Source organism: Halorhodospira sp. M38, assembly GCF_022227985.1.
Taxonomy (GTDB): domain Bacteria; phylum Pseudomonadota; class Gammaproteobacteria; order Nitrococcales; family Halorhodospiraceae; genus Halorhodospira; species Halorhodospira halophila_A.
Genome location: NZ_JAJNQP010000005.1, coordinates 19940 through 34858 on the forward strand (window position 1 = coordinate 19940; position 14919 = coordinate 34858).

Sequence of the window (14919 nt, forward strand, 5' to 3'; positions counted from 1 at the left end):
GTGACCTGCCTGCAGAGGAGGAGCGCATGATCGAGATGCAGCCGATCGGGGTGATCCGCACCCCGCACACCGAACGTCGCGGTATGCCGGTCCAGCCGAGCGGTGCCGGCGACTTCACCGGCCAGGTGGAGGTCGATCCCGCCTACGCGGCCGGGCTCAAGGATCTGGACGGGTTCTCGCACATCACCCTGATCTTTCTCTTCGACCGCAGCGAGGGCTACGAGCTCGAGGTGGTCCCCTTTCTCGATGATCGCCCCCACGGTGTCTTCGCCACCCGGGCGCCCCGGCGGCCGAACCCCATCGGCCTGTCCACCGTGCGACTGGAGGCGGTGCGCGGCAACACCCTCGAGATCCGGGGGCCGGACATGCTCGACGGCACGCCGCTACTCGACATCAAGCCGTGTACGCCGGAGTTGGGTCCACAGGGCCCGGTGCGCCGCGGCTGGCTGGACGAGGCCCGGGCCCGCTTCGCCGAGGGTCGGGCGGACGAGCGCTTCCGGCCGTAGGGGTCGCGGCTGCCGCAGCCCCTGGCGGACATACGGCTGAGCGGATAAAATAAACAGGACGCATTCGCATTTGCATGAAGGAGGTAGCATGATACTCCGGTTCCGGACCCTCGCGGTATCGTGGCGCGGCGCACTGCCGGCGGCCGGTCTGGCGGGGCTGGCGGCACCGGCGGCGGTGCTTGGGGGCTCGGGGGCCGAGGTCCTGCCTCAGGTGACCGTGACCGGCGATCCCCTGGGCAGCCGCACGGAGAGCGAACTCGTGCGCCCGATCTCGGTGGTGGAGGGTGAGGCGCTGGAGCGCCGTCGCGGTGGCGGGACCATCGGCGAGGTCCTCGACGGCCTGCCGGGGATCAGCAACGCGGACTTCGGGCCCGGCGTGGGCCGGCCCACGATCCGTGGCCTGCAGGGGTCCCGGGTCGAGGAGCTGCAGGACGGCATGCGCATCAGCGATGTCTCGGACGAGGGCGTCGATCACGCCGTCGGGGGGGACTCGCGGCGGGCGCAGTCGGTGGAGTTCATCCGCGGGCCGGCGACACTGATGTACGGCTCCGGGGCCGCCGGCGGGGCCGTGAACATGGTCACCAGCCGCTTTGACCCGTTTATCGGCGACCAGGTCTCCGGCCGCCTTTACGGCGCCTACACCGACAATGCCAACAAGCGCCAGGGCTACGCCGGTGTCGAAGTGCCCCTGACCGAGGGGTTCGCCCTGCGCACCGACTACAGCCTCAGTCGCAGCGACGACGCCGACATCGCCGGCTTCCAGCTTGAGGAGGGACGCGACGGCGATCACCTGATCCGCGATACGCTGGTCAACAGCGACGTCAAGGACGACAGCTGGTCACTGACCGGGATGTGGTCCGAGGACTGGGGCTACATCGGCGTCGGCTACGACCGCTGGGAGATCGAGTACGGCGTGCCGGAGGCTTTCTTCCCGGTGCACAACACAGGCGATATCGACCTCTCCGACGAGTACGAGCGGATCTACGCCGAGCACGACCGCTTCGATCTGCGCAGTGAGTTCTACGACCCGTTCGACGGCTTCTCGGCCGCCCGTTTCAATCTCTCCTACACCGAGTTCGTCCAGGATGAGATCGAGTACGAGTACGACACGAGCACCGGACGGCTGGACGAGCGAGAGCTGGAGGCGACCTTCGAGCAGGACGAGCTCGACGCCCGGCTGGAGCTGACCCACGATCCCCTGGACGCCCTCGGCGGGCTGCGCGGGACCGTCGGCATCGATTTCCACGACGTGGATTACATCGGCGCGGCCGATGGCGACGACCTCATTCGCCCCACCGAGACCACCTCCACCGGGGTCTTCGTGGTCGAGGAGCTGCCCACCGGCTTCGGCGCCGTGGAGTTCGGCGCCCGGCTCAACCACGAGCGCTCACGGGCGGCGGATGTGGCGGACCAGCAAATCAAGAAGGTCGCCGAAGACGGCAGTATCAACGGGGTCGACGTGCCCGAGCGCAACTTCCAGGAGGAACTCGGCAGCCGCACCTTCACTACCGGCAGCGCCTCCGCCGGTGCCCGCTTCGAGCTCGACGACGCCCACCGCCTGCGCACGTCGGTGACCTACGCCGAGCGCGCCCCCTCGGCCGAGCAGCTCTACGCCTTCGGGCGCCACGGCGCCGCCGGCACCTGGGAGGTGGGGGATCCGGATCTCGGCGAGGAGCAGTACCTCAACCTGGACATCGCCCTGGAGCGCCACCAGGGGGCGGTCCGCTACGACGCCGCGGTCTTCTACAACCGGGTGGATGACTACATCTACTTCCAGAGCTTCGACGACAACGGCGAGCCTCTGCGCGTTGACGGGGATGCAGATTACGATGAAGAGGGCGATCAGCTGGTCTACAACACCGCCGCCGACGTCCATCTCTACGGCCTGGAGTTCGAGGCGGAGCACGATCTCACCGTGGCCGACTGGCCGGTGACCGCCCGGGCCAGCGGCGACTACCTGCGCGGGCGCTTCCGCGACGGCGGGAGCCTGCCGCGGATGACGGCGCCGCGGCTGGGGGTCGGCGCGGACACCGCCTGGCGGACCCTGGACTTCGCCGTGGACTGGCGACACGTTTTCCGGCAGACGGATACCGGCCCGGCGGAGACCGAGACCGGCAGCTACAACCTGGTCGGCTTCGATATCGGCTGGGAACCGCAGGATGTCGAGGAGCTGCGCGTGTTCTTCCGCGGCCGGAACCTCCTCGACGAGGACGGCCGACGCCACGAGAGCTTCTTCAAGAGCTCGGCGCCGATCCTCGGCCGCAACTACACCCTGGGGGCGAGCTACAACTTCTAGCCGGTGGCGTGGCGGCGGCCGGCCCCGGGCGTTGACCCGGGGCCGGCTGCCGGCTAGCTTGCAGCGATTATGAGCGAGCCCTCCGCATCCCCGCACAACCACCCCGCCTCCGCGGCCGCCGGGCCGCCGCTCGGGGTGGTGCTCACCGGCGGCAGCCGCGGCCTGGGCCTGGCCATGGCGCAGCGTTTCCTCGCCGCCGGGGATACTGTGGTCGTCTGCGCCCGGGATCCGGCGCGGCTGGATGCGGCGCGGACCGAGCTGGCCGCCGCCACGGGGGCCGGGGAGCGTCTACACGTCCTCGCCGCCGACGTCGCCGACCCCGGGGAGGCCGAGCGGCTGGCGGATTTCGCCGTCGAGCGACTGGGGACCATCCACCGCTGGGTGAATAACGCCGGTACCGCCGGGCGCTTCAAGCGGCCGCTGACCGGGCTGGATACGGCGGACATTGCTGGCACCTGCGCGACCAACCTCACCGGCTCCATGCAGCTTTGTGCGGCGGCGCTGCGGCGCATGCAGGCCCAACCGGCGGCGCAGCAGCCGTGCTACCACCTGTTCAACTTCGGGTTCTCGGGGCTGGGGGCGCGTTTCTCGCGGACCTCCATCCCGCATCGGGTCAGCAAGCTGGCGGTGGCGGAGCTCTCCCGTCAGCTGCGTCGCGAGCTGCAGGCCGCCGGCGAGCGCGGGGTGGGCGTCCACGAGCTGCGTCCCGGGCTGGTGCGCACCGAGCTGCTGCTCGCCGATTTGCCCGAGAGCGCCCGGCCGATTATTGATCGCCTGGCCGAGCCCCCGGAACGGGTGGCCGATGTCCTGGTGCCCCGAATCCGCGGGGTCACCGGCACCGGGCGCACCCTGCAGTACCGCTCGCCCCTGGTCACGCTGCTCCGCGCCCTGACGGCGGTGCCCGCCCTGCGCCGCGGCGGCTGATCGGGGCAGCCCCGGTCAGCGGACGCGGAACTGCCCCACGCGGTCCTGCAGGTCGGCGGCCAGCCGGGCGACTTCCTCGCTGGCCGATGCGACCTGGGAGGCGCCGCTGGCGGTGGCGTCGATGGTCGCCTTGATCTGGGTCAGCGAGCGGTTGATCTCCTCGGAGGCCGCCGACTGCTCCTCCGCAGCGCTGGCGATCTGGGTGTTCATGTCGTTGATGGTCCCTACGGACTCGGTGATCGCACCCAGCGACTCCGACGCGCGCGAGGCAATGGTTACTGCCTGGCCAGAGCTGCTGCGGCCGTTCTCCATGGCCTGGGCCGCCTCTTCGATGCGCCCGCGCAGGGTGTCGAGGATCTCGCGGATCTCCTCGGTGGAGGTCTGGGTGCGGGTGGCCAGCTTGCGCACCTCCTCGGCGACGACCGAGAACCCGCGGCCGTTCTCCCCGGCGCGCGCTGCCTCGATGGCGGCGTTGAGGGCAAGCAGGTTGGTCTGCTCGGTGATCTCGTGGATCACGTCGAGCACCTTGGTAACCCGCTCGGCGTCTTCATTGAGCTGCTGGACGACGCCGGCGGCGGTCTCGGCCTGCTGTGCCACCTGACGGATCTCGTCGGCGTTCTCCTGCACGACCTCCGAGCCCGACTGGGCGGCCTGATCGGACCGGCGGGCGGCTTCGGAGGCGTCCGAGGCGTTTTCGGCGACCTGCTGGATGGTGGCCGCCATCTCGTTCATGGAGGTGGCCACCTGCTCGGTCTCGGACTGCTGCTCGCGCAGCTGGCCGCTGGTCTCGCGCACCGAGGCCGACAGCTCCTCGGCAGAGGCGGAGAGCTGGGTTGAGGCGTCGGCGACCGAGCCGATCAACCCCTGGAGCCGGTCAATGAAGGCGTTGAAGTTGGTGGCCAGTTCGCCCACCTCATCCCGGGAATGGACCTCCAGGCGGCGGGTGAGGTCGGCTTCGCCGCTGGCGATCTCGCCCAGTGCCCGGCCGGTGGCGGCGATCGGCTGCGCGATGCGCCGGGCCACCAGGACGATGATCCCGCCAAGCAGCACCACCGCCGCGGCGAAGACGATCAGCAGGTTCTGCTGCAGATCGCGGGCAGCGGCCATCAGTTCTGATTCTGGCACGGCGATCCCCAGCGACCAGCCGGAGAGTCCGGAGACCGGGGCAAAGGCCGCTGTGTAGGCGGTGTCGTCGGCCCCGCTGAAGGTGCCCACGCCTCGCTCACCGTCGACCATGCGCTGGGCGATCGCCTGGTAGTCGGTATCCCCGGACTCCAGCGCGTTCTCTTCCATGCGCACGTCCTCGTCCGGGTGGGCGACGGTGAGGCCGTCGGCGCTCAAGGCCCAGGAGAGGGCGCCAGCGCGATCCGTAGTCGATGCCACCACATCGGCCAAGGTGTCGAGGGTGACGGTCACCGCCACCAGGCCGATGACATCCCCCCCGGCATCGGTAACTGCCCGGGCGATGACGGTGATCGGATTGCCAGTACTGGCGGAGTGGACCGGATCGGAGATGACCAGCGTCTCCCGCTCCTCTTCGACGATGGTCTGCCAGTAGTCGCGCCCGGAGAGATCCGTCTGCTCGCCGCCGTGGTGGTAGGTGGCCGTCCCCTCGGTGTCGACGAAGATCAGCACTTCGTATTCGTCGCTCATGTGCTCGCCCTGGCCGGCGAGGAAGTCACCGATCCGATCGGGGTCGCCGGAGGCGAGCGCCTCGCTGTGCGCCAGGGCGGAGACGTAGGCCGTGTGCGTGTCGAGCCACTGGCTGATGGCCTCGGCACCGGCCTCGCTCAGCTCCTGAGTCGAGTCGGTGATCTCGGTGCTGAAGCGGTCGTTGGCCTGGTGGGTGGCGATCCCGCCGACGATGACAAAGGCCAGCAGAGTGGGGACGCCGAAGAGGAGGAGCAGCTTCGGGGTGAGACGGACGGCACTGAGCATGAGGATTCGCTTCCCCGTTGCAGGCGGTCTGTTGGTTTTTCGTTAACTGGAAAGACGCGTTGGATGGCTTGAGCAGGCGACCGCGCAATGGTGCCTACGCCGGATCGGAGGCGCAAATCGGTCGGCTAGGCATCGGGCAATGCCGCCGGGGTGGCTGGGCCAACCCAGCGGCATTGCCGTGCCCTAGTCAGCGACGCCGGTAGCGGTCGAAGGCCCGCTCCAGCTCCTCGGGGTCGAGATCGGCGGAGTTGACCACGCCGCCCTGGACCATGATGGATTCATGGTTGTCCTGCCAGCGCTGCTGCTCTTCCTCGGTGGCGCGTGGCATGAACCACCCGGTCGCCGCAAAGAGCAGGCCGATCAGCGGCGACAGCCAGCAGACGATGGCAAAGGGGGCGTAGACCAGCGTCGGGATGCCCAGCGCACCGGCGGTGAAGGCACCACCCGCGCCCCAGGGGATCAGCGGGTTGATCATGGTCCCGCCTTCCTCCACTGAACGCGACAGGTTCAGGGTCGATTGTCCCTGCCCCCGATAGACCGGGGCGTACATCCGGCCCGGCAGTGCGATCGACAGATACGGGTCGCCGGAGATGAGGTTGGTGCCGGCGGCACTGCCGGTGCTTGCCGCGAACAGGGAGAACCGACCGCGGATGCGCTGGATGATGGCGTTGAGGATGGCCTCGATGCTGCGCGTCTGCTCCAGGATCCCGCCGAAGGCGAGGGCGATGAGCACCAGCGAGATCGTCCACATCATCGACTGGATGCCACCGGTGGAGAGCAGGTCGTCCACCGATTCGACGCCGGTCTCGCTGACGAAGCCGTCCTGCATCGCCATGATCGCGGTGGTCAGATCGGTGCCCTGGACGAGGACCGCCATGACCGCGCCGGCGATCGCACCGGCAAAGAGCGTGGGTAGCACCGGGAAACGCATCAGCGCCAGGCCCATGACCAGCACCGCCGGCAGCAGCAGCACCGGATGCAGTGTGAACTGCGCCTCCAGGCCCTCGAGGATGGTCTCGATGCGTCCGCTCTCCAGGCCGGTGTCCGCGTAGCCAAAGCCGATGGCCCAGTACGCGGTGCCGGCAACAATCAGCGCCGGCACGGAGGTGGCCATCATGTTGCGGATGTGGCTGAACAGGTTGGTGCCAGTGACGGCCGGGGCGAGATTGGTGGTGTCGGACAGCGGCGACATCTTATCGCCGAAGAAAGCACCCGAGACGATGGCGCCGCCGGTCAGGGCCATGGGGATGCCCAGCCCCTCGCCGACGCCCACCAGGGCCAGACCCACGGTGCCGACCGTGCCCCAGGAGGTGCCCACGGCCATGGAGACCACGGCGGTGAGGATCATGGCGGCGAGCAGGAACAGTTCCGGGGTGATCAGCAGCAGGCCGTAGTAGATCAGCAGCGGCACGGTCCCCGAGAGGATCCAGGTGCCGATGATCATGCCCACGGTAATCAGGATGGCCACCGACTGAAGACCGATATGGACGACGTGGTAGAGGCCGTTCTCCATCCGCCACCAGCGGATGCCGTGGTACCAGCCAAGCAGGCCGGTGAAGGCGATGCCCAGGGCCAGTGGTACGTGGGGGACGAAGTCGTCGAAGGCGAGGATCTGAAAGACCATCAGGCCCATGGTGAAGGCGATGGGGAGCAGGGCCGTGGTCACGCTCGGAAGCGGGATCTCCGGCTCCCGCGCACCGTTCTCGTTGGTGTCGCTCATGCAGACTCCAGGGTTGCCAAGGAAGCCGGCATTATCGCGATGATGGATGTCATTGCAAGCGGTGCGTTGACCCGCCGGGTAGCCCCAGCGGGTGACAGGAACACTGTGATTGCTACATTCGATCAGGGAGCCGTCTTGAGTGAGACTGCGCACAAGCGCAAAATGGAATCGTTCAAAACGGCAATCCGCAGGAAGCAACGGAGATAACAATGACCGATCAGCAGAAGACCGGCGGCTGCCCGGTGATGCACGGCGCGATGACCCAGGTGGGCGAGTCCAACATGGACATGTGGCCCAACGCCCTGAACCTCGACATCCTGCACCAGCACGACCACAAACCCGATCCGATGGGCCCGGGCTTCAACTATCGTGAGGAGGTCAAGAAGCTCGATCTCGACGCGGTCAAGCGGGATCTCCACCAACTCATGACCGACAGTCAGGAGTGGTGGCCGGCGGACTGGGGCCATTACGGCGGGCTGATGATTCGCATGGCCTGGCACGCCGCCGGCACCTATCGGGTGGCGGACGGCCGGGGCGGCGGCGGCACCGGCAACCAGCGGTTTGCCCCCATCAACAGCTGGCCGGACAACGTCAACCTGGACAAGGCGCGGCGTCTGCTCTGGCCGATCAAGAAGAAGTACGGCAACCGGCTCAGCTGGGCCGACCTGATCATCCTTGCCGGCAACGTGGCCTACGAGTCCATGGGCCTGAAGACCTACGGGTTCTCCCTCGGGCGCGAGGACATCTGGCACCCGGAGAAGGACATCTACTGGGGCTCGGAGAAGGAGTGGCTGGCGCCGAGTGATGCCGAGGACAGCCGCTATGGTGACGACCGCGAGTCGCTGGAGAACCCGCTGGCGGCGGTGATGATGGGCCTGATCTACGTCAACCCCGAGGGCGTGGACGGCAACCCGGATCCGCTACGGACCGCCGAAGACGTGCGCATCACCTTCGAGCGCATGGCCATGAACGACGAGGAGACCGTCGCCCTGACCGCCGGCGGGCACACGGTGGGCAAGTGTCACGGCAACGGCAACGTGGAGCATCTCGGTCCGGACCCGGAGTCCGCCGATGTCGACGAACAGGGCCTTGGCTGGAACAACAAGGTCTCCCGGGGGATCGGGCGCGACACGGTCTCCAGCGGGATCGAGGGCGCCTGGACGACCTATCCCACGCGCTGGGATAACGGCTACTTCCACCTGCTGCTCAACTACGAGTGGGAGTTGACCAAGAGCCCCGCCGGCGCGTGGCAGTGGGAGCCGGTGGATATCAAGGAGGAGGACAAGCCGGTCGACGTCGAGGATCCGTCGATCCGCCTGAACCCGATCATGACCGATGCGGACATGGCCATGAAGATGGATCCGGCGTATCGCAAGATCTCCGAGCGCTTTTACAACGACCCCGCCTACTTCGACGAGGTCTTCGCCCGGGCCTGGTTCAAGCTCACCCATCGGGATCTGGGGCCGCGGACGCGCTACATCGGACCGGAGGCACCGACCGAGGATCTGATCTGGCAGGACCCCGTGCCGGCCGGCCGGACGGACTACGATGTGAATGAGGTCAAGGCGAAGATCGCCGATAGCGGCCTGAGCATCGGCGAGATGGTCGCCACCGCCTGGGACAGCGCCCGGACCTTCCGCGGCTCCGACTACCGGGGTGGTGCCAACGGCGCCCGTATCCGGCTTGCCCCGCAGAAGGACTGGGAGGGCAACGAGCCCCAGCGTCTGGCGAAGGTGCTTGGCGTTCTTGAGGGCATCGCTGCCGAGACCGGGGCCAGCGTGGCCGATACCATCGTGCTCGCTGGCAACGTGGGCATTGAGCAGGCGGCCCGGGCGGCCGGCCACGAGATCACGGTGCCCTTCGCCCCGGGGCGCGGCGATGCCAGCCAGGAGATGACCGATGTCGACTCCTTCCAGTACCTCGAGCCGCTCGCCGACGGTTACCGCAACTGGCTCAAGAAGGACTACGCGGTCCAGCCCGAGGAGATGATGCTCGACCGCACGCAGCTGATGGGTCTGACGGCGCCGGAGATGACTGTCCTCGTCGGCGGCATGCGGGTGCTCGGCACCAACCACGGCGGTGCGAAGGATGGCGTGCTCACCGATCGCGAGGGGCAGCTGACGAACGACTTCTTCGTCAACCTCACCGACATGGCCTACACCTGGAAGCCGGTGGGCAAGAACCGCTACGAGATCCGTGAGCGCAGCAGCGATGCAGTGAAGTGGACGGCGACCCGGGTGGACCTGGTCTTCGGCTCCAACTCGATCCTGCGCTCCTACGCCGAGGTTTATGCCCAGGACGACAACCAGGAGAAGTTCGTCCACGATTTCGTCGCGGCCTGGACCAAGGTCATGAACGCCGACCGATACGACCTGGAGGCGTAACCGCGGTTTCACCCCGGTCCGGGCCGGGGTGAAAGGGCATGCCCGGCCCCGCCAGAGCGGAGCCGGGCATCGGCCGCTGCCCACTTCCCAGTCATCAGGAGCATCACGGATGAGTGACCACGTCTACAAGATCGTCGAACTGACTGGTTCGTCGCCCGACGGAATCGAGGAGGCCGTCAACAACGCCATCGCACGTGCCGGCGAGAGCCTTCGCCACCTGCGCTGGTTCCAGGTGGTGGATACCCGAGGCCATATCGAGGACGGGCGAGTGAGTCACTGGCAGGTGACGATCAAGGTCGGCTTCACCCTGGAATAGGTTCGCCTCTGCCGCATGACCTCTGGGCCCGTGGAGGGCGGTCGCGCCATGGCCCGAAAGTTGCTGGATGGGTGGTGCTTCGATCGATCCATAACCCATTTGGCAAGGCAGGAGTGAAGCTATGCCCAGCGTGACCTTTCGGCATCCAGACCACGGGGAGCAAACCGTAGAGGCGGTGGCAGGCAGTCATACGGAGCCGGTCCTGAAACTGGCCCGCCGGAACCACATCCCGATCTCTTTCGATTGCCAGGACGGCGAGTGTGGCAGTTGTCTGGTTTATGTCCATTACGGTGTCGCAAAAGGGACAATGGCGGGTCCACTGACGGACCGCGAGGAGCGGGTCCTGCTCGAGCTGGGCAAGGTCACCCAAGCGGAGATCGATCGCATGCGCGTCGATGATCTGCCCACCAACTGGCGTCTGATGTGCCAGATGGTGGTGCGTGACGAGGACCTGGTGATCGAGTACGGCGATGTCTGAGCTCGGGCCTGGTCTGGATTGTGAGCGGGCCATCCAGCGCCTGCTCCAGTGCGTTGACCGCCACATCGCAGAGGAGCCGGAGAATAGCCGAGTGCGGCGGTATCTGGAGCGTGAGCTGGGCGGCCGGGATGGTTCAGAGCCGGATACGCGCCTGATGGTCCACGCGCAGATTAACGTGATCCGGGAGTTATTCGTTCAGCGCGGCGATGATGCGGGTCTGAGCATGCTCTCCGCCATCGAGCGGGAATGCTGCTGAGATCCGGACTTGGGGGTGGCGGCCTCTCATACCGGTGAGGGGTCGCCCGGCCTCCCGGTGATACAGGGTTATCACCTTGCGCCCGCGGAGTCGGGTGGCCGACAGGAAGGGGTGGTGGATGGCTCCCCGGGACGGATTCGAACCGCCGACCCAGTGATTAACAGTCACTTGCTCTACCGCTGAGCTACCGGGGAAGCGTGGTGTCACCTCACGACGCGCTGCGTATTCTGCCGATCCTCTACTGCGTTGGTCAAGCCTCTATGGGGTTTTCCGTGCCCGTCCTGCCGCCCCCGCGATCGCCCGGGGCCATCGCGGGGGCGAGGAGCGGTGCCGATCAGCCGCCCAGGGCCTGCTGCAGCCGGTCCATGGCGCGCTCCAGGTTCTCCATACTTGTAGCATAGGAGATGCGCGCGTACCCGGGGAGACCGAAGGCGGAACCCGGGACCAGGGCCACGCCGGCGTCGTTGATCAGCTGCTCGGCGAAGGCGACGTCGTCCTTGGCGCCGACCCGGTTCATCGCCTCCTCCATGTGCGGGAAGCAGTAGAAGGTGCCGTCGCAGGGCGTGCAGCTGACCCCCGGCATGGCGTTCAGCCGCTCGACGACGAAGTCGTGGCGGGCCTTGAACTGCTCGAGCATGGGCTGGATGCAGCCCTGATCGCCGTTGAGCGCGGCCAGCGCGCCGGCCTGGGAGATGGAAGCCGGGTTGGAGGTGCTCTGCGACTGCACCTTCTTCATGGCGCCGATCAGCGGGGCTGGGCCGGCCGCGTAGCCGATCCGCCACCCGGTCATGGCGTACGCCTTGGAGACGCCGTTGACGACGATGGTTCGGTCGACCAGCTGCGGGGCGGCCATGGCGATGTTGGTGAAGGGTTCATCGCGCCAGAGGATGTGCTCGTAGATGTCATCGCTGACCACCACCACCTGGGGGTGCTGCTCGAGCACGGCGCCCAGCGCCGCCAGTTCGTCACGGGTGTAGGCGGTGCCGGTGGGGTTGGACGGGCTGTTGAGGATGACCATGCGGGTCTTGCGGGTCAGGGCCTGCTCGAGCTGCTCGGGGGTGATCTTGAAGCGGCTCTCGGCACCGGCGGCCACGAACACCGGCTGAGCACCGAAGACCAGGGCCATGTCCGGGTAGGAGACCCAGTAGGGCGCTGGGATGACCACTTCGTCGCCGTCGTTGAGCACCGCCGCCATGGCGTTGAACAGGGACTGCTTGGCACCGCTGGAGACGAGGATCTGGCTGGGCTCGTAGTTCAGGCGGTTGTCGCGCTCGAGCTTGTCGATGACCGCCTGCTTGAGCTCGGCAGTACCGTCCACGGCGGTGTAGCGGGTCTGCCCCTGTTGGGCGGCCCGGACGGCGGCCTCGATGATGTGCGGGGGGGTGTCGAAGTCCGGTTCGCCGGCGCCGAGGCCGATGACGTCGTGGCCGGCGGCGCGCAGCTCGGCGGCGCGGGCGGTGACGGCGAGCGTCGGCGATGGCTTGATGCGCTGGACGCGATCGGCAAGCTGAAGGTCCATGGTCTGGCTCCGCGTTGAAAGTTGGGCTCGGTGCGTATGATAAGGGTTTTCGGGTCGGGTGTTCACGGTTCAGTGCGCGTGGGGCGGGGTTGAGGCTTCGGGGTTCAGTGGGCAGGGTCCGGCAGGTGGTGTCGTTGGTCGAGCGGGTAGACGCTGTGTGCAGGGCGCCGGGTCAGGGTGCGCCCAAGATGAATGCGGGGGTTCGATGACGGAACGTTTCAAGCTCAACGCCCGGTTTCAGCCGGCGGGTGATCAGCCCCAGGCCATCGAGGAGCTCGTCGAGGGGATCGAGTCGGGGCTCTCGGATCAGACCCTGCTCGGGGTCACCGGTTCCGGTAAGACGTTCACCATCGCCAACGTCATCGAGCGGCTGCAGCGCCCGGCGATCCTGCTCGCTCCCAACAAGACCCTGGCCGCCCAGCTCTATGGCGAGATGCGCGAGTTCCTGCCGGAGAACCGGGTCGAGTACTTCGTCTCCTACTACGACTACTACCAGCCCGAGGCGTACGTGCCGTCGTCGGATACCTTCATCGAGAAGGATGCCTCGGTGAACGAGCACATCGAGCAGATGCGCCTGTCCGCCACCAAGGCGCTCCTCGAGCACCAGGATACGGTCATCGTCGCCTCGGTATCGTCCATCTACGGCCTCGGTGACCCGCAGGCGTACATGTCGATGCTCCTGCACCTGGTCCGCGGCGAGCGCATCGACCAGCGGGCGATCCTGCGCCGGCTCGCCGAGCTGCAGTACACCCGCAACGACACCGAACTTACCCGCGGGACCTACCGCGCCCGCGGCGAGGTGATCGACATCTTCCCGGCCGAGTCCCCGGAGGAGGCGGTGCGGGTGCAGCTCTTCGACGATGAAATCGAGGAGATCAGCTGGTTCGACCCGCTCACCGGCGAGCTGCTGCGCCGGGTGCCGCGGGTGACCATCTATCCGAAGACCCACTACGTGACCCCGAAGGAGCAGCTGCACCGGGCCGTCGAGCAGATCAAGGAGGAGCTGCGCGAGCGCCTCAGCGAGCTGCGCGCCGCCGACAAGCTGGTGGAGGCGCAGCGGCTCGAGGAGCGGACCCGCTTCGACATGGAGATGATGCTCGAGCTCGGCTATTGCAACGGCATCGAGAACTACTCGCGCTACCTCTCCGGGCGGGCGGCCGGTGAGCCGCCGCCGACCCTGTTCGATTACATCCCGCCGGAGGCGGTGCTGTTCATCGATGAGTGCCACGTCACCGTTCCGCAGATCGGCGGCATGTACAAGGGCGACCGTTCGCGCAAGCAGACGCTGGTCGACTACGGCTTCCGCCTGCCCTCGGCGCTGGATAATCGGCCGCTGAAGTTCGAGGAGTTCCGGCGCCTGGCTCCGCAGACGGTCTTCGTCTCGGCAACGCCCGGCCCGTTCGAGGAGGAGCACGCCGGGCAGGTGGTCGAGCAGGTGGTTCGCCCCACCGGGCTGGTCGATCCGGAGGTGGAGGTGCGCCCGGCCACCGCGCAGGTCGATGATGTCTATGGCGAGATCCGCGCCCGCGCCGAGCGTGATGAGCGCGTGCTGGTCACCACGCTGACCAAGCGCATGGCCGAGGACCTGACCGAGTACCTGGAGGAGAACGGGATCCGCGTGCGCTATCTGCACTCCGACGTGGACACCGTTGAGCGCACCGAGATCATCCGTGACCTGCGCCTGGGTCATTTCGACTGCCTGGTCGGCATCAACCTGCTGCGCGAGGGGCTCGACATCCCCGAGGTCTCGCTGGTGGCGATCCTCGATGCCGACAAGGAGGGGTTCCTGCGCTCGACCCGTTCACTGATTCAGACCATCGGCCGGGCGGCTCGCAACATCAGCGGCCGCGCGATCCTCTACGCCGATCAGGTGACCGACTCCATGCGCCGCGCCATCGGCGAGACCGAGCGTCGGCGGGCCAAGCAGATCGCCCACAACGAGGCCCACGGCATCACCCCGCAGGGCATCCGCAAAGAGGTGCCCGACATCATGGAGCGCGGCGGGGTGCCGGCGCCGGGCGCGCCGCAACGGGCGGCCGGAGTGGCCGAAGAGGCCGGCGCGTACGCCGGGCTGTCGCCGGCGGAGGCGGTACGGCGGATCCGTGAGCTGGAGAAGCGGATGCATGAGCACGCCCGGGATCTCGAGTTCGAGGCGGCCGCGCAGGTGCGGGACGAGATCCGCCGTATCGAGGAGCAGGCCCTCGGCGGCGGCGACGCCACGGCCGCCGCTTCCTGAGCGGGCCTGCGGTTCAGCTCGGACGGCGGTTTTGCATCAGGGTCTCGATATCCAGGCGTTTGTCGCCGTGCCGGGTGCGCATGAGCACGTCGTGCTCGTAGTGGTAGTAACGGGCGATGAAGTAGGCCGAGCGCAGCGCCGCGATCTCGGTCTGCGAGTTGCCGATGTGCTGCACGCCGCCCTGTTCGTTGTAGAAGACTACCTCCCAGCCGTTGTCACGCTCCTCGATGATCAGCCGGTAGGTTGTGCGCAGTCGCGGTTTGTGCGGCCGGGGATTCAACAGCTGCTCTCCTGATCGGGCAAGTCGCCCCCATCCTGCCATGGATCGGCGCCGCCGCGGGGATCC

At 67.5% G+C, this 14919-nt stretch carries 12 protein-coding genes, 1 tRNA gene and 1 pseudogene; 9 read left to right on the forward strand and 5 right to left on the reverse strand.

Annotated features, from left to right (window positions below; genetic code table 11):
• The first annotated feature begins 26 nt into the window (after window positions 1–26).
• The 3 genes from tsaA to LRA98_RS04785 all read left to right on the forward strand — a co-directional run bounded on the left by tsaA (window position 27) and on the right by LRA98_RS04785 (window position 3726).
• Window positions 27–506: a tRNA (N6-threonylcarbamoyladenosine(37)-N6)-methyltransferase TrmO gene (tsaA, locus tag LRA98_RS04775; protein ID WP_201168711.1), complete on the forward strand. Its 480-nt coding sequence runs from the start codon at window positions 27–29 to the stop codon at window positions 504–506.
• An 88-nt stretch (window positions 507–594) separates the two neighbouring features.
• Window positions 595–2802, forward strand: a complete 2208-nt coding sequence (locus tag LRA98_RS04780; RefSeq protein WP_238633573.1) for a TonB-dependent receptor — start codon at window positions 595–597, stop codon at window positions 2800–2802.
• A gap of 69 nt (window positions 2803–2871) precedes the next feature.
• Entirely contained in the window at window positions 2872–3726 is an 855-nt protein-coding gene (locus LRA98_RS04785; RefSeq protein ID WP_238633572.1) for an SDR family NAD(P)-dependent oxidoreductase, read from the forward strand.
• A 15-nt stretch (window positions 3727–3741) separates the two neighbouring features.
• On the opposite strand, the gene LRA98_RS04790 is transcribed toward LRA98_RS04785, so the two are convergent.
• Window positions 3742–5664, reverse strand: coding sequence for a methyl-accepting chemotaxis protein (locus LRA98_RS04790; RefSeq protein WP_238633571.1), 1923 nt, complete (start codon window positions 5662–5664; stop codon window positions 3742–3744).
• Window positions 5665–5851: 187 nt separating this feature from the next.
• A complete protein-coding gene (gene nhaC, locus LRA98_RS04795) occupies window positions 5852–7384 on the reverse strand; it encodes a Na+/H+ antiporter NhaC (protein WP_238633570.1) in 1533 nt (510 codons plus the stop codon).
• Window positions 7385–7593: 209 nt separating this feature from the next.
• On the opposite strand from nhaC, the gene katG reads away from it, so the two are divergent.
• From katG to cowN, 5 genes and pseudogenes are all read left to right on the forward strand, one after another.
• Window positions 7594–9768 (forward strand): catalase/peroxidase HPI, encoded by a 2175-nt coding sequence (gene katG / locus LRA98_RS04800; protein ID WP_201168620.1) that lies wholly within the window; start codon window positions 7594–7596, stop codon window positions 9766–9768.
• A 109-nt stretch (window positions 9769–9877) separates the two neighbouring features.
• Window positions 9878–10084, forward strand: coding sequence for a dodecin (locus LRA98_RS04805; protein WP_201168617.1), 207 nt, complete (start codon window positions 9878–9880; stop codon window positions 10082–10084).
• 121 nt (window positions 10085–10205) lie between these two features.
• Window positions 10206–10364: pseudogene (locus tag LRA98_RS13130) on the forward strand (2Fe-2S iron-sulfur cluster-binding protein); the annotation flags it as partial.
• 27 nt (window positions 10365–10391) lie between these two features.
• Window positions 10392–10562 (forward strand): hypothetical protein, encoded by a 171-nt coding sequence (locus LRA98_RS13135; protein WP_338018482.1) that lies wholly within the window; start codon window positions 10392–10394, stop codon window positions 10560–10562.
• On the forward strand, window positions 10555–10818 hold the full coding sequence (cowN, locus tag LRA98_RS04815; protein WP_238633569.1) for a N(2)-fixation sustaining protein CowN: 264 nt from the start codon (window positions 10555–10557) through the stop codon (window positions 10816–10818). Before LRA98_RS13135 ends, cowN begins: the two co-directional genes overlap by 8 nt.
• A gap of 119 nt (window positions 10819–10937) precedes the next feature.
• Here cowN and LRA98_RS04820 read toward each other — a convergent pair.
• Window positions 10938–11012, reverse strand: a tRNA-Asn gene (locus LRA98_RS04820).
• 140 nt (window positions 11013–11152) lie between these two features.
• Window positions 11153–12337: a pyridoxal phosphate-dependent aminotransferase gene (locus LRA98_RS04825; protein ID WP_238633568.1), complete on the reverse strand. Its 1185-nt coding sequence runs from the start codon at window positions 12335–12337 to the stop codon at window positions 11153–11155.
• Window positions 12338–12542: 205 nt separating this feature from the next.
• On the opposite strand from LRA98_RS04825, the gene uvrB reads away from it, so the two are divergent.
• Window positions 12543–14573 carry an excinuclease ABC subunit UvrB gene (uvrB, locus tag LRA98_RS04830; protein WP_238633567.1) on the forward strand — a complete coding sequence of 677 codons (2031 nt, stop codon included), beginning with the start codon at window positions 12543–12545 and terminating at the stop codon, window positions 14571–14573.
• 13 nt (window positions 14574–14586) lie between these two features.
• Here the strand turns inward: uvrB and LRA98_RS04835 are convergent, their stop codons facing one another.
• Window positions 14587–14853, reverse strand: coding sequence for a hypothetical protein (locus LRA98_RS04835; protein ID WP_201168611.1), 267 nt, complete (start codon window positions 14851–14853; stop codon window positions 14587–14589).
• Window positions 14854–14919 lie beyond the last annotated feature (66 nt).